The organism is Scytonema hankhaensis NUACC26 (assembly GCF_045865695.1).
In the GTDB taxonomy this organism is placed as follows: domain Bacteria; phylum Cyanobacteriota; class Cyanobacteriia; order Cyanobacteriales; family Nostocaceae; genus Scytonema.
The window spans coordinates 1-22,116 of sequence record NZ_BAACAP010000107.1; the positions used below are offsets into that span (position 1 = coordinate 1).

Genomic DNA, 22,116 nt, shown 5'->3' on the forward strand with positions numbered 1-22,116 from the left:
AGGCTGTCAGCGGCGCGCTTGAAGCTCCCTTCTGCAGCGATCGCTTTCAGAATACGTAGTTGGTCTAAAGTGAAAGGAAGGTCAGACATAAGGCTAAACCCACGAACAAGAAAGGAGCATCAATCTTTTACAAACCAGCGTAATCAGCCTTCACGGATGGGCAAGATTAAGAATGCATCTTAATAGGTAGAGGCTGTTTCGATAAAGACAGTAGCATATCATCTTGACTAAAGTCTCCTTTTCTACTAGGTTTTCTTTAACTTACTTCATTGTGTGTATATGATGTTGCCCGGTTGGTTAACCCTTAGTCATTTTGTCATGCTTGGGCTACTCTTGGGTTTTGCAATTGTCCATAGTGGAGGCGCTGCCTTGCGTCCTTGGGCAGAAAAACACCTTGGATGTAGGCTTTATCGCATTCTTTTTGCGTTGGCTAGCCTGCCTTTGGCTACGATCCTCATCGTGTACTTTTTTAATCACCGCTATGATGGTCTACAGCTTTGGAACGTCCAAGGTGTATCGGGCATAGCACAATTGGTATGGGTACTGTCAGCAATTTCGTTTTTCTTTTTATATCCTGCTACATTCAATCTACTAGAAATTGCTGCTATCCAAAAGCCCCAGGTTCATCTCTACGAGACTGGTATCATCCGCATCACTCGCCATCCGCAAATGGTGGGGCAAATTATTTGGTGTATTGCTCACACTCTTTGGCTCGGTACTAGTTTTACTCTTGTCACTTCCGTTGGTTTAGTGTTACACCATTTATTTGGGGTGTGGCATGGCGATCGCCGTTTGAGCGATCGTTACGGTGAAGCCTTTGAAAAAGTTAAACAGCGCACATCTATCGTTCCCTTAGCAGCTGTTATTGACAAACGTCAATCTCTCATTTGGCAGGAATTTCTTCGTCCGTCATATGTGGGAGTTACTATTTTCGTACTGCTACTTTGGTGGTCGCATCCTTTATTAATTCAAGCAACAGCCAGAATAAAGTTATGATTTTAACACAAACAGAATTTTTCATAGCAGTCGATTTGACACTTATTCCATAAAATCCTATTCAACTGCTACCAAATCAATGTAGGATGAAATGAGACCAGTAGCGAACAAGGGTTGTCCTTTGTTGGGAACTAGTCAGTCCAATGGGCGAAGGATCTGTCAGTGAGGGGGCGCTTAGTTTTGAAATTTTAGATTTGGTAGTTGTTAAACAATTACTAAATAGGGAAAAGACTTGATAAACAGCCATTTTCTCTTCTATAATCAGAAAACACCGATCGAACGGGGAAAAAATCAGCTTGTAGTTTGGGGTAAATCTAAAGTCCGATCGACTCCGAGTTACTAGCGATCGCGCTAATCTTTGGTCAATTAGTAACATGACAAGTACTTGAGAAATATCTCAATTAAGTGTTAAGAACTCCAAAAGAGTCCTTGTTCAAGGATACTTGCCAATTTTAGTAATGTAAAACTTGGCAACTAAACTGCTAAGGATATTTGATAGCAGTTGGCAGCGAGCCGGTCAAAGTTTTCTGACATTTTACTGGTTGTTCTCTAGTGACACAATTCGCATCTGTGCTGAATTTACTGCACAGTCGTGACACTATTGCTCCTCCTGCTGACAGCTTAGTTGATAACAAAAGTGTTTACCTCTAGAGGCATCATGGTGTTGTCGGTAAATGAGCGGACATTTACTCAAGAAGTTTTAGAATCTCCAATTCCTGTTTTAGTTAATTTTGAAGCACCTTGGTGTGGTTTGTGTAAAATCATTCAGCCGTTACTGTTGCAGTTTAAATCGCAATGCGGAGACCAAATTAAATTGGTTGGCGTCAATGCTGATAATAACTTCAAACTAGCGACTACCTACCGACTCAAATCACTACCAACTCTACTTTTAATAGAAAACGGCATAGTCAGACGGCGTTTAGAAGGTTTTCGAGGGCGAGAAGATTTGCTTCAAGCCTTAGAAGAAATCAAAATCTGTTACATCAACCGACCCAAAACCTACCAAAAATCAAAAGTTGCCGATTTAAATTGTAGGTCAGCGTGATTGGCGATTGGCGATTGGCGATTGGCGATTGGCGATTGGCGATTAAATTAAGATTCTCTAATCCCTAGTCCCCATTGCCCCTTATCCCCAGAGGGGGCCCCGAGTTCCCCAGTCCCTAGCCCCCAATTATAAAACCAACCTTAATTACCTCACCCAATTACTGCCGGGTGGGGTATTTTATCATAGAGGGTGTGTGTCACAATTATTAACAGTTCCGACAAATTAATCAACAAAAAGATGAAGTATGAAAGATGAAGTATGAAGGATGAAGAAGTATGAAGGACAGAATGGCAAGTTTATCCTCAATCCTTGATACTTTCTCCTTAATCCTTGATACTTTCTCCTTTACACTTCTTTAAGTCAAGAATTCTAAAAGTAGGCGTCAGTGATGGAAGTAATCTATCAGTATGCATGGCTGATTCCGGTGCTGCCCCTTCTTGGGGCAATGCTGGTCGGTCTGGGGTTACTCTCGTTGAATCAGGTAACTAACAGCTTGCGAAAGCTAAATGCGTCGCTCATCATCACCCTAATGGGAGTGGCAATGGGTCTTTCGTTTGCTTTGTTATGGAGTCAGATTCAAGGACACCCCTCTTACACCCGTACCCTAGAATGGGCTGCAGCAGGTAATTTTCACCTGAGCATGGGCTACACAATTGACCATCTGGCAGCCCTAATGTTAGTCATTGTAACCACTGTAGCCTTCCTAGTTATGGTTTATACAGATGGGTACATGGCTCATGACCCTGGTTATGTCCGGTTTTACGCCTATCTCAGCTTGTTTGGTTCCTCAATGTTGGGTTTGGTAGTCAGCCCCAACTTAGTACAGGTTTATATCTTCTGGGAACTCGTTGGGATGTGTTCCTACCTGTTGGTCGGTTTTTGGTACGATCGCAAAGCAGCAGCCGATGCGTGTCAGAAAGCGTTTGTAACCAACCGCGTAGGAGACTTTGGATTGCTCTTAGGCATTCTAGGGCTATTCTGGGCAACAGGAAGCTTTGATTTTGACGTAATGGGCATTCGTCTTGGAGAACTCGTTCAGAACGGTTCTTTAAGCAACTTGCTTGCCATCTTGTTTGCAATTTTAGTTTTCCTCGGTCCGGTTGCCAAATCTGCCCAATTCCCGCTTCACGTGTGGTTACCAGATGCGATGGAAGGTCCAACTCCCATCTCAGCCCTGATCCATGCAGCAACAATGGTGGCAGCAGGCGTTTTCCTAGTTGCCCGGATGTATCCAGTTTTTGAACACGTTCCGGCGGCAATGAATGTGATTGCTTACACTGGGGCATTCACAGCGTTTTTGGGTGCGACAATTGCGATTACTCAAAACGACATTAAAAAAGGTTTGGCATACTCCACCATCTCCCAACTCGGTTACATGGTGATGGCAATGGGAGTCGGTGCATACACAGCAGGGCTGTTTCACCTAATGACCCACGCCTACTTCAAGGCGATGCTATTCCTAGGTTCCGGTTCTGTCATTCACGGCATGGAAGGAGTCGTCGGTCACGATCCTGCTTTAGCACAAGATGTCCGGTTAATGGGTGGGTTGCGAAAGTATATGCCAGTTACAGCACTCACCTTTTTAATTGGGTGCTTGGCAATTGCCGGGGTTCCGCCCTTTGCTGGTTTCTGGTCAAAAGATGAAATCCTTGGGGCAGCCTTTAACGCAAATCCAATTCTTTGGTTTGTGGGTTGGCTAACTGCAGGAATCACCGCTTTTTATATGTTCCGGATGTACTTAACCACCTTTGAAGGAAAATTCCGGGGCAACCAAACTGATAAGTGGGAAAAGCTCAAGTCGCCAATTGGGATGGCACTGGTAACAGGTTTTGATACAAAACGTGCTTTTGGTCCTGGTGCAATGACCAAGGGCGAACTCGAAGATTCTTCCGAACAACACCATCATGACGATCGCGGACACGACACACACGGACACGGACACGGACACGGACACAGTGAATATCCTCATGAATCGCCGTGGACAATGACCTTGCCGTTAGTTGTTTTGGCATTTCCTTCCATGCTCATTGGTTTGCTAGGAACTCCTTTTGCCAACTACTTTGAGGAGTTTATCTACTCACCCAATGAAACATTAGAGGAAGTCGTAGAAAAAGCAGCTTTGTTCAACCCAACAGAGTTCTACATCATGGCAGGAAGTTCGGTAGGAATTTCCTTAATTGGGATTACGCTGGCTGTCTTAACATACTCCTGGGCTAAAATCAACCCCGTAGAGATAGCAGCAAAAGTGAAACCACTTTACGAGCTATCCCTCAATAAATGGTACTTTGATGACATTTACCATCGCGTATTTGTTGTTGGTTTGCGTCGTTTGGCGAGACAAGTTATGGAAGTTGACTTCCGTGTAGTAGATGGTGCTGTCAACCTCACAGGATTTTTCACCCTCGTGAGTGGTGAAGGTTTGAAGTACTTAGAAAATGGTCGCGCTCAATTCTACGCCTTAATCGTGTTTGGCGCTGTGTTGGGCTTAGTGATTGTTTTCGGTGTAACTTGATATCAGTAAGGTCAGGGAGCGCCAAGAAACAAATTATCCATCTCTTGTGGAACGGGCTAGAAGCCCGTTCTGCATTAGTGGCGGGCGGGACGCCCCGCAGTCGCCTCAACGGGGGGAACCCCCGCACGGCGCTGCTCTTCGCACCACAAGAAAATGTAAATTTATATAACAACTTTACCAATGCCCAATCCCCATTGCCCCTCAACAAGGAGGGGGCCCCGAGTTCCCCAATCCTCAATCCCCAATTTTATTAAATCAACCTAAGAATGAAGCGCAAAACCTGTAAAAACTGTTAGTAAATAGCTAGTAGTTGATAGCCGAACTTTATTGTTGCTGACTGACGACTTGTGATGAATACAGCAAATTTTCCATGGCTGACGACGATTATTCTTTTCCCGATAGCGGCGTCACTGCTAGTTCCCTTAATCCCTGATAAAGAAGGCAAAACAGTACGCTGGTATGCCCTGATCGTAGGGTTGATAGATTTTGCATTGATTGTATACGCTTTTTACAACGGATACGACTTCTCAAATCCTGACTTACAGTTGTTTGAGCGTTACAGTTGGATTCCGCAACTCGGTTTGAATTGGTCGGTAGGGGCAGATGGTTTGTCTATGCCCCTCATTATTTTGACTGGATTCATTACCACACTGGCGATGCTAGCAGCATGGCCCGTAACTCTTAAGCCAAGGTTGTTTTACTTTTTGATGCTGGCAATGTACGGCGGACAAATTGCCGTATTCGCCGTACAGGATATACTCCTGTTTTTCTTGGTTTGGGAACTGGAATTAGTGCCAGTTTATATTCTCCTTTCCATTTGGGGCGGTAAAAAACGGCAATATGCGGCAACCAAGTTTATTCTGTACACTGCAGGTGGTTCGCTGTTTATCTTAATTGCTGGTTTGACAATGGCGTTTTACGGCGGTACTGTCACTTTTGATATGCAAGCGCTTGCTGCCAAAGAATATGCAATCAATTTAGAGTTATGGCTTTATGCTGCGTTTTTGATTGCTTATGCTGTCAAACTACCAATTTTCCCGTTGCATACCTGGTTGCCAGATGCTCACGGCGAAGCGACAGCCCCGGTACATATGTTACTGGCAGGTGTTTTGTTAAAAATGGGTGGTTATGCTCTAATTCGCATGAATGCCCAAATGCTGCCTGATGCTCATGTCATATTTGCTCCCGTGTTAGTGATTTTGGGTATTGTAAATATTATTTACGCTGCCCTCACATCATTCGCCCAACGCAATCTAAAACGGAAAATTGCCTACTCCTCAATTTCTCACATGGGCTTTGTGGCAATTGGTATTGCTTCCTTCACAGACTTGGGTTTGAATGGAGCGATGCTGCAAATGGTTTCCCATGGTTTGATCGGGGCGAGTTTGTTCTTCTTGGTAGGAGCAACTTACGATCGCACTCACACCTTGATGCTCGATGAAATGGGCGGTGTTGGGAAGAAAATGGGTAAGATGTTCGCCATGTGGACAACTTGTTCTTTGGCATCCCTTGCCTTACCAGGAATGAGTGGTTTTGTTGCCGAGTTGATGATTTTTGTTGGGTTTTCCACCAGTGATGCCTATAACCCCACCTTTAAAGTTATTGTGGTGTTCTTGATGGCAGTGGGAGTAATTTTGACTCCAATTTATCTGCTGTCCATGTTGCGGGAGATTTTCTACGGCAAAGAGAACGAGGAATTAGTCTCTCATCAAAAGTTGATCGATGCTGAACCCCGCGAAATCTTTATCATTGCCTGTTTGTTAGTGCCAATTATCGGTATTGGATTGTATCCCAAGATGCTAACTCAGGTGTATGATGCAAGCACGGTACAACTAACAGCACGGTTGAGAGATTCTATACCACAATTGGGAGACGAAAAAGCTCCTGCAGTATCGTTTAATGCGCCTGTTGTTGGTAAGTAGATGTTGGATTTTAAGTTAATTTGATTTTAGAGGCGGGTGGTCTACCTGCCTTTTTTTTTACAATTATTAAACCGCACCCTGTAGCAGATGGACGCTGATAATACTAATTCAAAAAAAGAACACTCTATTATCAAACTCAGCCGAGAAGATAGCAAGGCTTTGATTGATTCTCTCCTTAATCCTCCTGAGTTAGATCCCGATGAACCTTTGGCGCGGGCAATTAGCTGTTATAAAGAAAGTACAAGGCTGGAGTAAATCAACAAATAACTATCCTCTTATGGAACGGGCGTCCCCGCCCGTTTTAGACAAAAGTGCAGGCGAGGACGCCCGCACCACAAGATTTTGTGTATGTAATCTCAAAATTACACATTTAAACCTTGAATTGATAATTCAGGTGGATGTTCTACGGTAAACTGGTAATATACTTCTCTTTTTGCTTCAGGTGGTAGAGTCACAGCCCATTCCAATATTCCCATTTCACCTAGTTGAATTTGCGGATTGCTACGAGTGAGGCGGACTTTGACTTGCTCGTTACGGCTAACTGGCAGTTGTTCTGTAAGTTTTACATATATTTCTCGATCTAATAAGTTGGTAATGATAATACGATAACTGTAAGTAATCCGGCGATTGTTACCTATTAATTTCTTATCGACTTGACGCTCAACTAAGTCGCGCTCAATCTTCAAACTCTCGTCAATACCTAAGTTCAGCTTGAATTCTTGACCGGGTGCAGTATTTTCTAATCGAGTTGTTCCTACAAAAGTATTGTCTCGAAAGATATTGGCTTTGCCTGCTAGTAAAGTTGCTCCATTTGTACCGTTCTTTACATTTGCTTGTAGATAGGCGAAGCTTACCAAACGGGGTGTTGCTACATACTCGAATTCACAGGGATAATCATCGTTGAAAATTGTCGTTTTGTGGGGTGCGCCGTCACTAGGAATGTGACCGCTACTATTTAATTTAAAATTAACTGTACTTCCTTCTCTGGAAATTTCTGCTACAACGCTTTCGGCTTCAACAAAGTTTTCAGGCGATCGCTCAATATCGGTATAATTATTTTCTGTTGGAGATGCCATAGCCACTCCAGGAGTGAGTCGGTGCATGGCTTTTGGACGCAAGAGATTTTCGGGAGGACTAGGTATATCGATAAACCAAGGTTCTGGTTTGGGTGGTAACGTTCCTAGCCCAGGTTTTGCAGTGGAGAGGGTTAAAGTGACGCCAATCCAATCTTCCCCAGTCCTTTGAGTGACTTCCGCTAAGTAATTGAGGTTGAGAGAACGAGTGTTAGTACTGACTGCTAAATCATAAAGTGGAACCCAGCTAGCACGACCAACTACGTAAGACACTTCTAACTCAAAATCACCCGCACCTTCAGGTGCGATCGCTACAGTCAAGCAGAAATTCTCTTTACCATGAGAGGTTTGAACTTGGTGTATTTGTTGGCGGAGAATTTCTAACTGCTTGTCTAATTCTTGCTGTTGAACCTTATAATCTCCTTGTGCGATCGCATACTCAGCATATTGACTGCCCAAAAAGTTCAAAAAATCCAAAGTTTCGCTAGGGCTGAGATTTTTCCGCGACAAACTCTGTGCGAAAGGTTCCTCTGTTTTTTCACGCAAACCTTGTAAAAACTGAGATTGCAAATCCAAAGCATCAATTTGAGCTTGTAGAAAACGCCATTGTGCTTCCATCTGTTGAATTTGCCCCTTCAATTGTACAAGCCGAGTTGTTGCTGGTTCGGATGAGAAGACTTTTTCTACGCTCACTTGTGATAAGTGTACCGCCACCCTACCCGTACCGTTTACCCTGACCGATTCCGTATCTAAAGTATCTGGTAATTGCGAAACAATCAATTCCCGTTCAAGCCCTGTAAGCGTCACGATACCTCGTCGCGATACTAAAGCTTGGTCAGTGTAAACTGTGACGGCAACAATTTCAGTGTCTACAGTTGTCATGTTAGATTTTGGATCTTAGATTTTAGATTTTCTAGCAACTTTCATCCGATAATGGTACAACTTCATCCGCGTGCTTTGCTGTGCATCTGCGGTTCCATAACTTTTTTATGTATTGCACCCAAGTGAGAACCGCGATAGATTTCAGACTTTGAACTAAAAAATCTCAAGAACGACGGTCGCTTCATCTAAAAACCTCCGGGAGCGGGGAAACCACGTAACTTTAGTACGCGCGTGGAACCGCGACACGGCCCATTTTAATGGGCGTCTAATTTTTTTAAAATGCATAGGAATACCCATCCTTCTTGTGAATGTGTTTACAATATTTGTGGCTAATTCCCTGAACTAAGCCATTTTTGGTCGAGATGTTGAAACTGCCAGTCGCACGGGTTGCGATACGTCCAACATATTGACCAATCTTTTTACCATTAGTGACAACTGCTTTTACAATGTCACCAGTTTGAAAACCAAAGTGAAATTTAGTTCTCGAACAATGACGATTTGGGAAACCGTATTTGTCAGTACGACACATCTGTCTTGTTCCGTGACCGTTAGCTGTAATCAGCAAAGGTCTAACTTCTTTAATATTTAGAATCGGAGTTGATTTACCAACACAAGCTGCATCGATCCAATGTAGTTTCAAGAGGGCTTGTTGAGTTCTATTGAATTTAGTTAACCCACCACTTCCTGTTTCTACTGGTAAGTTAGTTGCTTTTAAAATCTCAAGTAATGCAAATCGAGTTGCGTTGACTGCTGCTGCATCTGCAAGAGGTTGTTTGGCTTGTTTTAGGATTTTTTCCAATCTTGTTGAGTCTTTTTTGAGGAAATCTCTGAGATCTTTTGTCCCTTTTTTCTGATTACACTTTTCGCATGATAATGTAAGATTTGTTATCGAATCACTTCCTCCTTTAGCGCGACAGTGAATGTGTTCTATTTGAAGTGGAACGTCTTTGATACCACAGTAAGCACACTGTCTATTCCATTTTTCCAATAGATACTCTCTAGTTTCGTAACCGAAAAGAGTACCTTGTTGATATTCTTTTCCTTGAATATTCGGATGACGAATTAATTGCATATCAAAGCGCACTAATTCCTGAGATATTGCTTCAATCGGTGCAACTTTATGCAATCTTTCAACCCAAGTTTTGATGTTATCAATACGACTCTGCAAGCTGGGAGCTAACCAACCCTCCGGGTCAGCAGTTGCTGTAGCCTGTGGAACCCGTCCACCGCACTGCTGACCATCTCGACGTTGTTTTGGGCAAGGTTGTTTGTTACCTTTCCTAAACCATTCGTGTAGTGGTGGTTGGCGATACCTTGTTTTGCGATTTCTCCTGCTTCTCCGGAGTTGTTTTCTTGAGCTAAGAGATTCATGAATTGCAAAACCTCGATGCTTAATTTCAGCAGCAAATACAACTTCTCCTGATGCATCGTTAACTATTGCTATTCCGGTTATTTTAGAACCAGGGTCAATCTTAATTCTTAGCGGTTCAACAGGCGTGTCAGGATGAGCTTTTTTTAAGATAATAGTAAATGGAAATTGGCGGAATATCGCGGCTTTACCATTTCTAAGAAGTTGTCTTGCTTGAGCGGGATGGATTGGATTTAATGGGTTTTTGTTGGTATCAATTACAAAAACTTTGGACATAATGTCCCTCCATTTCTGGGTAATGTTAGCTATGCCTCCTTCGTCGGCACGCTTCGCGAACGACAAGGTTAACAGTCAGTAACTTTCCAAACAACACTTCCTTAGCCCATTACAGATGTTTAATTGTTTGGTTCTAGAGCGGAAGACTAGCTACGCATCCTCCGGTAGGTCTTTTAACATTTACTGTTAACGTAGTTCAGTTAAGAACTTAGTCTGGTAAGCTTCAGGCTTCAACTAAAACTGGGTTTTGCTGAAGCCCCTGGATTTAATCCAGGGGTTGCTTACTCCTCTCTTTGCACGGTTAAAGAGAGACCTAAAGAATCCGTCGAACTAGTTGAGAAGTATTAAACTTCTGCTTTCAGTTCCTTCTCATTGACCACAGCATAACTATAATCAAGAGTTTGAGTAGAAAATTGCTTTGCAGATTCTAGCAAATACTCAAAATAAGTACGAGCAACGATAGATAACTGTTTTCCTGTGGGATAAACCATGTACCAATTCCGTAGAATCGGAAAATGTTCCACATCCAAAACAGTTAAATCTTTGTTCTCAATTAAAGTGTGTCGGGAAAGAACGGAAACTCCCAAACCACCTGCAATAGCATGCTTTATCGCCTCATTACTTCCCAATTCTAGTTTGACTTTTACCGTCACCCCATGCTCATCAAATAACTTTTGTACTGCCCGTCGCGTACCCGAACCTGGTTCGCGCATAATAAAAGGTTCCTCTGCAAGACGTTGAATAGGAATATTCTGTTCGCCCGCCAAAGGATGATTGATTGGTGCTAAAACCACGAGAGGATTACTTAAAAAGGCTTGGTAACTCACATCCAAATGTTCTGGAACTTGACTCATAATATACAAGTCATCAAGATTACCTACCATCCGTTCTAGAATCCCTTCATGGTTTGTCACTTGCAGTGCAATATCAATCCCAGGATAGAGTTGACAAAACGGACCCAATAACCTTGGAATAAAGTATTTTGCTGTGGTGATAACAGCTAGACGCAATTGACCTCGCTTCAGCCCCTTTAAATCCGCCACCTTCATTTCAAATTGAGAGATGGTCTCAAAAATTTGCCGACAGGTGGCGAACAGTTCCCGTCCTGCTTCCGTTAAATATAAACGCTTCCCTACTTGCTCAAATAATGGCAATCCCACCGACTTTGTTAGTTGCTTGATCTGCATGGAGACGGTGGGCTGGGTCAGGAATAACTCTTCAGCAGCACGAGTGAAGCTCCCATGACGAGCTGCAGCCTCGAACACCTTCAACTGGTGCAGCGTTGCTTGGTTCAAGGGGTATTCTCCTCTAATAAGAATAGATATAAATCTAGTATCACTGAATACTTATGCTTAATGCAGCATTTTGATAGTAAAAGTTATGAGTGATATCTATAGATAAAAATCTATCTGCTTTATTAGAAAATTGGTATTTTCTTATAGATAAGAACAGCTATTATCAAAGTTAGTCACAAACAGTAAGACCCCTTCCAACCAAGGCAGCACACCTTGATGGTAGTTAGACGAGTAGGATGGGCATTGCCCACCCTACATACTTAAATTTACTAGTCATTGGTCATTGGTCATTTGTCACTGGTCACTGGTCACTGATCGTTGGTTAACTCCTCTATCACTTTCATTGGCAACTCAGTTAAGTCTGGTAACTCCAAAAGTTCTGCTTCTCCAACTTGCTCCTTGAGACTGATTGGCAAATTCAACGGTTGACGTTCCTCTATCCAACAACTAGCCACGGGTAGAGTTTCCTCCAACTCGTCAAGTGGTCTAGGAATTACCATAACCGCATTTAACTCCCCAATGCGTTCTGCTTCGTACATTCCAACTTCTACTGCTACGGCTACATTCGCCACAGACCCCCGAATGATAGCCGTACACAAACCCGCACCAATTTTTTCATAAGCTGCTAATTGGACATCCGCCGCTTTCAGCATTGCATCTGCAGCGCCTACCATGGCTGGAAAACCCCGCGTTTCGACCAAACCTATGGCTTGGTTGCTCAAACGACTGTAGCCATCTCCTTGTGAAAGCACGCTAAAACGTTTGGAAATAGGTAGTATCACTTCTAGGTTAGGGAAAGGTCGCGGAATAACTAGACTAGAAACTTGTTGGTGCATTTGTTCGCCAACTTGAACTCCAGTTTCTACAGCCAAACGTACATCAGCGATCGCACCTCTAACAATAGCAGTACAATAACCGCCTCCTATTTTCTCATATCCTATTAGGTGAACCCCGGCAGATTTCAGCATATTGTCTGCTATGCCCACTATTGCCGGAAAACTTTCAGTAGAAACTAGTCCTAAAGCAGTATCTTTAAAGTCATTTTGACGGTATGATGCCTGCATTTTCTTTGTCGATCTTGGATTATATAGGTCGATGTGAATATTCCATTGTGAGTTGCAAGCAAAGCTTACACATAACAATTAGCACTTCTTCACCATGACCGTCATCATACTAGGGTAGCTCAAGTAGTATCTTTCTTGTGGGGAAATAATGTAAACATGAGCCGTTGTATATTTTCTTGACCGTAAATAAAAGTGCCAGTACTAGATGAATTGGTAGAAGTTTCTTCTGTTTTGGTAGAAGTTTCTTCTGCTTTGGTAGCAGTTGAGGATTCTGTATTAGATTGTGATTGCTCCAATTCTGTACGACTTGTACTTGGAGGACTTGTTGTACTTGAAGCGCTTGCAGACAGTTGTGGTTCTTTTTCATCGTGTACTAGCTCAGCAGATACAGTTATGCGGCGACTGCTATCTCCAATAACCGATCCAGGAGCAACAACTTGTCCGGAGTCAACAGAACAGTTAAAAACAGTTGTTGCTGCTCCTATACAAGCATTTGCTCCGATTTTGCCTTGTCCAACCATTAAGAACCCAGCGCCAAGATTTGCGCCTGCTTCTACCTCCAGAGTTCCTTGATGAACTTGGAGAATAGACCCCATTCCAATACAGACTCCCGAACCAATAATAATTTTGCTGTTTGGAGCCGCTTGAAGTATCACACCAGGTGCAATTACAGCACTTGGATGAATAATCACCTCGCCACCAACATAAGAATCAAAGCTATCCCTTAAGCGCAGTGGGCGCAGTGGCGGCACTGACATGGTAACTGTAACCTCTAAAATTAGGGATTGGGAACTAGGGATTGGGTACTACTTAGGAATTAGGACAGAGAAACTATAGCGATTTTCATCCAAATCAAGTACAGCTTTATCCGCGTGCATCGGCGTTAAGGGTGCGGTTCCATAACTTTTTGTGTATTGCACTAAGTGAGAACCGCTATAATTACTTTTTCCCATCCCTAATCGCTAATCCCCATGCCCCAGTTTACGGACGTTGAATAATCACCTCTGCTACGCGGCGTTTGGCTTTGGGGTCAATGCCAACTAAGCGCACGAATTCTCCTGGATACTCTGCCAAGAAAGCTTCCAATGCTGCTGCGGCTTGTTGTGCAGAATTGGCTTCAATTTGTCCGCAACTAGACCAGGAACCAGTGCGGAATCGCCGTTGATCTACGTGCTCGGCACTAATTTTATACCCACTAGTAATGAGATGTCTCAACTGGTCGGTCACTTCAGAACTCAACCGAGTACTGGTAGCTGATGTAGTTGCTGATGAGTAACGGTCGGATGATGCACTAGATCTTGAACTCGAACTGGAGGAGCTAATTGATGGAACTGGAGCGCCCGGTCTTTGAATGATGGTTTCGAGTACCCGGCGCTTAGCTTTGGGGTCAATCCCGATCAGGCGCACGTACTCGCCTTGGTGACTGCTCATACATTCTTCTAGTGCAGCAACCACCTCTCTGGTACTTGTTGCACTTACAGGAGTACAGCTTTGCCAAGAACCCGTGCGGAAGCGACGTTCATCTACGTGTTCCATGCCAATTTTATAACCTTGGTTTAATAATTGGCTAATTTGCTGTGTAATATCACCGTCGATCCTATTGCTACTCGCAGCACCTTTGCCGTTACTGTTGCTGTTGTAGCTGCTATGACTTGTAGATGTAGGAGCTTTAAAACTAGAAGATGTGCTTGTAAGTCCATCAGGACGCTGTATGATTGTCTCCAATACCCGTCGTCTGCCATTGGGGTCAATACCAAACAAACGTACATATTCTCCAGAATGCTCTCTCAAGCAACCTTCAAGAACTGAGATTGCTTCCCCTACAGATCTTGCTTCGATAGGTTGACAACTTTGCCAAGACCCCGTGCGAAACCTTCTTTGGTCTACATGTTCCGTGCCAATTTTGTATCCTTGCTCTAACAGATAACGTACCTGTTCTACTGTTTCAGCACCCAAGCTACTGCTCGCCACGTCATTACTCCTTTCTAATCCGTTAACACCGTTGCTTGTATAAGATTTATCTAACTCATCTCTAACTCTTCTAATACACTTACTATCGGCGGCACAAAGATAGCCAGACCGCAAAGCCTGATTAATACCTACAACATGATGGGCAAAGTGCTTATCTTGGTCTTGCACATCCGGCAAGCGATCGGCTTGCTGCTGAGTAGTAATAATTGCTCCAGAAGGTACGTATTTTCCAGGAGGAATCTCCACGTCTTGAATCAAAGCGTGCATCATGACAATGCAACCAGCCCCCACCCTAGCGTTAAAGACTGTTGAGCGAAAGCCGATAAAACAACTGTCTCCAACATAGGCGGGTCCGTGAATGAGAGCCATATGGGTAATAGACGCATTGCTACCAATCCATACCGAATACTCATTCCGGTCATCACCAATGACCCGTCCTTGTTCCAATCCATGAATAACCACACCATCCTGCAGGTTAGTGTTGTCGCCTATATGAAAAGGCGTACCCTCATCTGCCCGAACGGAAGTGCTTGGTGCAATAATCACATTAGCGCCAACACGTACATCTCCAATAATGTTAGAAAAAGGATGTACAAAGGCACTTTCATGGATTTTCGGCTCAGCCAAACTTCTCGACCACGGGGTTGGGGGTGCCGCCGTGCTGGTAACTGCCATTACTAGATTCCTCCTCTAATCTTTTTGTCATCTGTCATTTGTCATTTGTCCTTTGTTATTTGTCATTTGTCATTTGTTATTTGTCCTTCGTCAATATGCACGAGTGTTTTAACTAATGACTAATGACTAATGACCAATGACCAATGACCAATGACCAATGACTACCTATACTGATCCTTCTTACTGTAAATCAGCCGGTCTTCAACGTAGACTGTATCAATTATTGCCACAACGGCTGCATCTACAGGACGTTGCTCGTTTCCTAGAATTTGACGGGCAGCACTGCCACGACAGACTAGTACCCACTCATCTACTCCAGCACCCACACTATCAGCTGCTACCTCGTATTCTTGCTGAATACGCCCTTCTTCATCTATTAATTGCAACAGCAGTAGTTTTACACCTCTAAGACTTGGATCTTTTTGCGTGCTCACTACTGTGCCGCGAACTCTTGCAATTTGCATTACGCTTTATGGTCTTCTACCACCAAAAGGACGAATCGCATTAACATTTTCGCGGAATTGCTCCACATCTTCGGTGTATCGAATAGGAAGAACATATTCCAAGTTTTCGTGAGGACGAGCAATGATGTGTGTGGACAAAACTTGTCCGCCATTGACTCGCTTTACGGATTCAACTCCGGCAGAAACAGAAGCTTGTACTTCCGAAACATCCCCCCGAACGATCACTGTTACGCGACCACTTCCAATTTTCTCATAGCCTACTAAGGTTACACGAGCAGCTTTGACCATTGCGTCTGCTGCTTCTACAACAGCTGGAAAGCCCAGCGTTTCTACCATTCCTACTGCAATTGACATGAATTTTGTTCCTCTATGCTTAAAAAATGAACACAAAACTTAGGGATTGGGGAACTCGGGGTCCCCTCTGGGGATAAGGGGCAATGGGGACTAACCGATTTTATGCGTGGATTTCAGATATATCCTTCAAGATATCAGTCTTGGGACTAGACAGAAACTAGTTTTTACTTAGCTTTGGGATACTGACTTGAGGCTTGAGTAAGCCCATGCCCAATTCCCAATTCCCAATTCCCAATCCCTAATCCCCAATCCCTAATCCCCAATCCCTAATCCCTACGTCCTGAATTGCTCCACTGCTTCGGTGTAGCGAATGGGCAATACGTACTCTAGGTTTTCGTGGGGACGAGCAATAATGTGAGTCGATACAACCTCACCGCCATTGACTCTTCTGGCTGCTTCAACTCCCGCAGCAACTGAAGCTTGTACTTCAGATACATCTCCGCGCACGATTACAGTAACCCGAGCACTGCCGATTTTTTCATACCCTACTAAAGTGACGCGAGCGGCTTTCACCATCGCATCTGCCGCTTCCACTACTGCTGGAAACCCCTTTGTTTCAATCATTCCAACTGCAATTGGCATCGCAGAACTCCTGAATAAGTTATTGCAATATGTACTGAAGAACTGAAAATTTAGACGAGTACGCCGATCTTGAGACTGAAAAGCATGCCCAAATTAAGCATAGAAAAGCTTTGTTCCCCTGGCAATATAAATTACCATAATAGTTTGTAATAAAAAAGTTTTAAAAAACTTAACATAAATTAAGGAGGGTGATTTTACTCAACTGAACTTCACAGATTCCTAGAGCAGCCACTTCTGCTTTATAATTTTTTTATGACATTGGCTAAAACGAGTTCGTATAACCAGAAAATCTATCCGAAGAGGAATGACGGAAAACGGGGCGTGTTCTTCTGCTGTCTTTCCTCAGTTTTTGCTAGCCGCGTAAAAACTGTGTAAAGAAAATATATAATTTAAAATTATCTACCTTATAAACTCAGCTTTTGTCATTAGCAATTCCATTTCACAAAGGGGAAATGAGAAAGGCTGAGAACACTGTATTTTTTCAGGAATACTATCTTTTTTTGGATCTTAGAGGTGAAAAAATGAAAAAGTCGGAGTGAAGAATCTATTTGGGATGCTCCAAGATAGTCGGGGAGTTTAAACCTTTTCATCAAATCATAAAAACATTGTTTTCACAGGAATATTTAGATGGATCAGTTTCTGTTTTTGACCAGTTGGTGGATACCTTTTTACGGGTTAATAGGAGCAATTTTAACCTTACCTTGGGCACTAGGGCTTGTTAAGCGTACAGGACCAAGACCTGCCGCTTATTTAAATTTGTTAACAACAGTTTTGGCTTTTATTCACAGCCTGCTGTTATTTGTAGATATTTGGAATAGAGAGCCAGAAAATTTTCTCTTTACCTGGTTTAAAGCTGTAGATTTTGATTTGTCCTTTTCCTTGGACATTTCTCCTGTCAGTATTGGTGCAACTGTTATGGTTAGCGGATTAAGCCTGCTAGCACAAATATACGCTCTTGGTTACATGGAGAAGGACTGGGCATTGGCTCGTTTCTTTGCCTTGATGGGATTTTTTGAAGCAGCATTGAGTGGGTTAGCAATTAGCGACTCTTTATTTCTCAGTTATGCCCTCTTAGAAATGCTGACTCTTTCCACCTACTTGCTAGTAGGGTTCTGGTACGCACAACCTCTGGTAGTAACAGCAGCACGAGACGCATTCTTGACTAAACGAGTAGGAGATTTGCTTTTACTTATGGGAGTGGTGACACTTTCCAACATGGCAGGTAGCTTGAATTTCTCAAATTTGTATGAATGGGCGCAAACGGTTGAGTTAAGCCCTGTCACGTCAACTTTACTGGGTTTGGCATTAATAGCGGGACCTGCTGGTAAATGCGCTCAGTTTCCCTTACACCTGTGGTTGGATGAAGCGATGGAAGGTCCCAACCCAGCTTCGGTAATGCGAAACTCAATGGTGGTAGCTGGTGGGGCTTACATCCTATACAAACTACAACCACTTCTAGCACTGTCTCCAGTTGCCCTCAACGCTTTAATTATTATGGGTACTGTGACAGCCGTTGGAGCATCGTTAGTATCAATCGCCCAAATTGACATTAAGCGAGCACTGTCCCATTCTACAAGTGCGTATATGGGCTTGGTATTTCTGGCAGTCGGGATGCAACAAGGGGGTGTCGCCCTAATGTTGTTATTCACTCATGCCGTTGCCAAAGCTCTGCTGTTTATGAGTTCTGGTTCAGTTATATTTACCACTAACACCCAAGACTTGACAGAAATGGGCGGTTTGTGGTCGCGAATGCCAGCAACTACCACTGCCTTTGTGGTTGGTTCGGCTGGTATGGTGACGCTGCTACCGTTGGGAAGCTTTTGGGCAATGTTAGGCTGGGCTGATGGTTTGGCTTTGGTTAGCCCTTGGGTAGTTGGAATTTTAGTACTTGTCAATGGACTGACAGCATTAAATTTAACAAGAGTCTTTCGATTAGTCTTTTGGGGAGAAGCTCAACCAAAAACTCGTCGCGCCCCAGAAGTCACTTGGCAAATAGCATTTCCAATGGTGGTACTCACCATAGTTACGTTGTTAGTTCCTCTCATGCTACAGCAATGGTACTTACTACCTGATTGGAAAAGTATAAATTGGTATATAGTAGCCTTTTTGTTGTCCTCTACCTTGGTAGGAGTTGCGATCGGAGCGAGTATTTATCTACATAAAGCATGGTCGAGATCCAGAATTCTGGCATGGAGATTTGTACAAGATTTACTCGGTTATGACTTTTACATCGACAGAATTTATCGAATCACAATAGTGAGTGCTGTCGCATTGTTGTCTAGATTTTCTGCTTGGAGCGATCGCTATTTAGTTGATGGTTTTATCAACTTAGTAGGAATGGCGACAATATTTAGCGGGCAATCCTTAAAGTACAGCGTATCAGGTCGTTCGCAAGGTTATTTGTTAACCATCCTTATTGGTGTCAGTGTTTTAGGTTTCCTAATTAGTTGGTCATTAGTCACTGGTCATTGGTCATTAGTCATTAGTCATTGGTCATTAGTCATTGGTCATTGGTCATTGGTCATTAGTCATTAGTTGTTGGTTGTTGGTAAGAACAAATGACAAAGGACAATTGACAAAGGACAAATAACAAATGACAAAGGACAAATAACAAAGGACAAAATATGCTCAGTATATTAATTTTAGTACCGTTGGTAGGTGCAGCATTAATCAGTTTTTTTCCTTTTAGCGTAACTCCAAAAGTTACCAAAACGTTGGCTTTGATTATTGCCAGTATTACTTTCATTTGGACGTTAGTTTTAGCAAGTTTGTTTAATCTTGCAGAAGTCAATCAACAATTTACAGAGTTTCTGCCTTGGATAGAGTCTCTTGGCTTAAGCTATCGTCTTGGAATAGATGGTTTGTCTTTACCGTTGTTGCTATTGAACGGTTTGCTAACTGCTATTGCCATCTACAGTAGCGATGCAGAAATTAGTCGTCCTCGCTTTTACTATTCCTTACTCCTACTTTTAGCAGCAGGAGTCAATGGAGCTTTTATCGCACAAGATTTACTGCTGTTTTTCCTGTTTTATGAAATAGAACTTATTCCTCTATACCTACTGATAGCGATTTGGGGAGGACAAAAACGAGGTTATGCAGCTACTAAATTTCTCATATATACTGCTGTTTCTGGAATCATCATTTTAGCAAGTTTTCTCGGTATAGTTTGGCTGAGTGGTTCTTCTAGCTTTGCACTAGATTCTATAAGTACCCAATCTTTAACATTAGAAATTCAAATTTTATTACTGTTAGGAATTTTGATTGGTTTTGGTATCAAAATTCCCTTGTTTCCCCTACACACGTGGTTACCCGATGCTCACGTTGAAGCTTCCACACCAGTTTCAGTATTGTTAGCCGGAGTACTGCTGAAGTTAGGAACTTATGGTTTGCTCAGATTTGGAATGAACTTATTGCCAGAGGCTTGGCATTATCTAGCCCCTGCATTAGCAACTTGGGCAACAGTGAGCGTGCTTTACGGGTCATCTTGTGCGATCGCTCAAAAAGACATGAAGAAAATGGTGGCATATAGTTCCATAGGACACATGGGCTACGTGCTTCTAGCAGCATCGGCAGCAACACCCCTAAGTATTTTGGGAACCATGTTGCAAATGATCGGTCACGGGTTAATTTCCGCACTTCTGTTTTTACTAGTGGGAATTGTCTATAAGAAAGCCGGTAGTCGCGACTTAGACACTTTGCGAGGGCTGCTCAATCCCGAACGAGGAATGCCAGTGATTGGAAGTTTAATGGTTTTGGGCGTCATGGCAAGCTCTGGAATACCAGGAATGATTGGGTTTATTTCAGAATTCATCATCTTTCGGAGTAGTTTTGCAGTTTTCCCAGTACAAACCCTTATCTCGATGATTGGTACGGGTTTAACTGCCGTTTACTTCTTACTACTCACAAACCGTGCTTTCTTTGGACGCTTATCCCCACAAGTTGCCAATTTACCTCGTGTTTCTTGGGCAGAACGTGCGCCTGCAGTTGTTTTGGCAGTCTTGATTGTGATTTATGGTATTCAACCTAATTGGCTAACACGTTGGACTGAACCGACAATCGCAGCAATGATAACTGCACCCAGTACTGTTGTGTCTACTAGGGACTAGGGACTGGAGATTGGGGACTAGGGAGACAAGGAAGAGTAACTAGTAACCAATCGCCATTACCCCTTATCCCCAGAGGGAACCCCGAGTTCCCCAATCGCCAATCCCCTGATTTATAGGAGTTATCAAACATGGTAAGCACTAAAAACAAACCCAATAAAGATTACCCATTCTTTGAGTATATTGAACGGTTGGAAGCAGGAGGGGCATTACTACCAAATACTCCTGAGAACTTACTAGAAGTTGTTGGCATTCTTAAAAGTTATGGGGTCGTTTTAGATGCCTATTCTAAGAATCTTATTTATATTGCCGAGAATCAATTTTTAGTTTTTTTCCCTTTCTTGAAATACTTCAATGGGGAATTTTCTGTTCAAAAACTACTCAAACATTGGTGGCACGATCGCATTAATTTTGAATATGCCGAGTACTGCATGAATGCTATGCTTTGGCACGGTGGTGGTGGTTTAGACGAATATTTAGATACACCAGAGTTTAAAAAGAGCGTACAAGCTGTTGTTGCAGCAAAATTTAAAAATAATCCCTTAATGTTGGGCTTAAACCAACTATTTCCTGATTTCTTAATTGAACAAATGCGCGTTTTTTCTTACTACAGCGCATTAGGTCAATTCTGGCGTGTCATGGCTGATATATTTCTCTCTTTATCTGACCTCTATGATGAAGGAAAAATAAAATCAATTCCTCAAGTTGTAGACCATGTCAAAGCGGGATTGGTAGCAGATGCTAAAAAACCAATTACCTATTCAGTTAAAATCCGAGGTAAAGTTTACGATGTTCTCCCTGCTTCTATTGGCTTGACATTCCTAGCAGATACAGCAATACCTTACGTAGAAGCTGTCTTTTTCCGAGGCACGCCCTTCCTCGGTACAATTTCATATAACGCTCAAGCTTATCAAATTTCCCCCGACCAAGCTCGCTTTCAGTATGGGGCATTATATGCAGATCCTTTGCCCACTGGAGGTGCAGGTATACCTCCTACCTTGCTGATGCAGGATATGCGTCACTTTCTTCCAGAGTATTTGCACGAAGTTTATCGGCGGAGTCGAAGGGGAGAAGACGATCTGCTGGTACAAATTTGTATGAGTTTCCAAAAGTCAATGTTCTGTGTAACAACTGCAGCAATTTTAGGGCTAATGCCTCATCCCGTAGATACTCAAGATCCAGATGAGCAACAAGCCAATCGCGTGTATTTGCAGGAGTGGCTTGACAGGTTGAAAACTTCACGACTATCTGATGTTAACGAGGGAGCTAATTTTTGTTTAGTGCCTGTATATGAGAAGGTTTAGTGAAACATTGTGGAACGATTGTGAAACATTGTGGAACGATTGTGAAACATTGTGGAACTATTGTGAAACATTGTGGAACGATTGTGAAACATTGTGGAACGGGCGTCCTCGCCCGTTTGCATACAGCATCTTTCAGGTAAATGAAGTACATCAGTAGGGGCGCAAAGTCTGAAATAGTTTGTACATGAAAGTTTGAGCTTATGTCTTACCCCACCCTAACCCTCCCCTT

17 protein-coding genes are annotated in these 22,116 nt (G+C 43.0%); 8 read left to right on the top strand and 9 right to left on the bottom strand.

Annotation, left to right across the window (positions count from 1 at the left end):
- Nucleotides 1–279: 279 nt before the first annotated feature.
- The 5 genes from ACKTT2_RS04840 (at nt 280) to ACKTT2_RS04860 (ending at nt 6,730) form a co-directional block, all read left to right on the top strand.
- Nucleotides 280–996, top strand: coding sequence for an NnrU family protein (locus ACKTT2_RS04840; protein ID WP_407884539.1), 717 nt, complete (start codon nt 280–282; stop codon nt 994–996).
- Nucleotides 997–1,654: 658 nt separating this feature from the next.
- Nucleotides 1,655–2,041: a thioredoxin family protein gene (locus tag ACKTT2_RS04845; protein WP_407884541.1), complete on the top strand. Its 387-nt coding sequence runs from the start codon at nt 1,655–1,657 to the stop codon at nt 2,039–2,041.
- Between the two features lie 388 nt (nt 2,042–2,429).
- A complete protein-coding gene (locus ACKTT2_RS04850) occupies nt 2,430–4,553 on the top strand; it encodes an NAD(P)H-quinone oxidoreductase subunit 5 (protein ID WP_407884543.1) in 2,124 nt (707 codons plus the stop codon).
- A 350-nt stretch (nt 4,554–4,903) separates the two neighbouring features.
- Complete coding sequence (locus ACKTT2_RS04855) at nt 4,904–6,475, top strand: NAD(P)H-quinone oxidoreductase subunit 4 (RefSeq protein WP_407884570.1); 1,572 nt, start codon at nt 4,904–4,906, stop codon at nt 6,473–6,475.
- A gap of 87 nt (nt 6,476–6,562) precedes the next feature.
- A complete protein-coding gene (locus tag ACKTT2_RS04860; RefSeq protein ID WP_407884545.1) occupies nt 6,563–6,730 on the top strand; it encodes a hypothetical protein in 168 nt (55 codons plus the stop codon).
- A gap of 107 nt (nt 6,731–6,837) precedes the next feature.
- Here ACKTT2_RS04860 and ACKTT2_RS04865 read toward each other — a convergent pair whose 3' ends face one another.
- The 9 genes from ACKTT2_RS04865 to ACKTT2_RS04905 form a co-directional block, all read right to left on the bottom strand.
- Entirely contained in the window at nt 6,838–8,430 is a 1,593-nt protein-coding gene (locus ACKTT2_RS04865) for a mucoidy inhibitor MuiA family protein (RefSeq protein WP_407884547.1), read from the bottom strand.
- Between the two features lie 274 nt (nt 8,431–8,704).
- A complete protein-coding gene (gene iscB / locus ACKTT2_RS04870; RefSeq protein WP_407884550.1) occupies nt 8,705–10,075 on the bottom strand; it encodes an RNA-guided endonuclease IscB in 1,371 nt (456 codons plus the stop codon).
- A 344-nt stretch (nt 10,076–10,419) separates the two neighbouring features.
- Nucleotides 10,420–11,370 (bottom strand): LysR family transcriptional regulator, encoded by a 951-nt coding sequence (locus ACKTT2_RS04875; protein WP_407884552.1) that lies wholly within the window; start codon nt 11,368–11,370, stop codon nt 10,420–10,422.
- A 308-nt stretch (nt 11,371–11,678) separates the two neighbouring features.
- The gene (gene ccmO, locus ACKTT2_RS04880; RefSeq protein WP_407884554.1) at nt 11,679–12,434 is read right to left on the bottom strand and encodes a beta-carboxysome assembly protein CcmO; all 756 of its coding nucleotides are present in this window, start codon (nt 12,432–12,434) and stop codon (nt 11,679–11,681) included.
- A 119-nt stretch (nt 12,435–12,553) separates the two neighbouring features.
- Nucleotides 12,554–13,192: a beta-carboxysome scaffolding protein CcmN gene (gene ccmN / locus ACKTT2_RS04885; RefSeq protein WP_407884556.1), complete on the bottom strand. Its 639-nt coding sequence runs from the start codon at nt 13,190–13,192 to the stop codon at nt 12,554–12,556.
- Nucleotides 13,193–13,415: 223 nt separating this feature from the next.
- A complete protein-coding gene (gene ccmM / locus ACKTT2_RS04890; protein ID WP_407884557.1) occupies nt 13,416–15,080 on the bottom strand; it encodes a beta-carboxysome scaffolding protein CcmM in 1,665 nt (554 codons plus the stop codon).
- A gap of 161 nt (nt 15,081–15,241) precedes the next feature.
- Nucleotides 15,242–15,544, bottom strand: coding sequence for a beta-carboxysome shell vertex protein CcmL (gene ccmL, locus ACKTT2_RS04895; RefSeq protein ID WP_407884559.1), 303 nt, complete (start codon nt 15,542–15,544; stop codon nt 15,242–15,244).
- A 6-nt stretch (nt 15,545–15,550) separates the two neighbouring features.
- Entirely contained in the window at nt 15,551–15,898 is a 348-nt protein-coding gene (locus tag ACKTT2_RS04900) for a carbon dioxide-concentrating mechanism protein CcmK (protein ID WP_017747342.1), read from the bottom strand.
- Between the two features lie 273 nt (nt 15,899–16,171).
- Nucleotides 16,172–16,480, bottom strand: a complete 309-nt coding sequence (locus ACKTT2_RS04905; RefSeq protein WP_009457333.1) for a carbon dioxide-concentrating mechanism protein CcmK — start codon at nt 16,478–16,480, stop codon at nt 16,172–16,174.
- 627 nt (nt 16,481–17,107) lie between these two features.
- Between ACKTT2_RS04905 and ACKTT2_RS04910 the strand changes: the two genes are divergently transcribed.
- From ACKTT2_RS04910 to ACKTT2_RS04920, 3 genes are all read left to right on the top strand, one after another.
- Nucleotides 17,108–19,015 carry an NAD(P)H-quinone oxidoreductase subunit F gene (locus ACKTT2_RS04910; RefSeq protein WP_407884564.1) on the top strand — a complete coding sequence of 636 codons (1,908 nt, stop codon included), beginning with the start codon at nt 17,108–17,110 and terminating at the stop codon, nt 19,013–19,015.
- Nucleotides 19,016–19,104: 89 nt separating this feature from the next.
- Nucleotides 19,105–20,586 carry an NADH-quinone oxidoreductase subunit M gene (locus ACKTT2_RS04915; RefSeq protein ID WP_407884566.1) on the top strand — a complete coding sequence of 494 codons (1,482 nt, stop codon included), beginning with the start codon at nt 19,105–19,107 and terminating at the stop codon, nt 20,584–20,586.
- A gap of 128 nt (nt 20,587–20,714) precedes the next feature.
- On the top strand, nt 20,715–21,887 hold the full coding sequence (locus tag ACKTT2_RS04920) for a CO2 hydration protein (RefSeq protein ID WP_407884568.1): 1,173 nt from the start codon (nt 20,715–20,717) through the stop codon (nt 21,885–21,887).
- Nucleotides 21,888–22,116 lie beyond the last annotated feature (229 nt).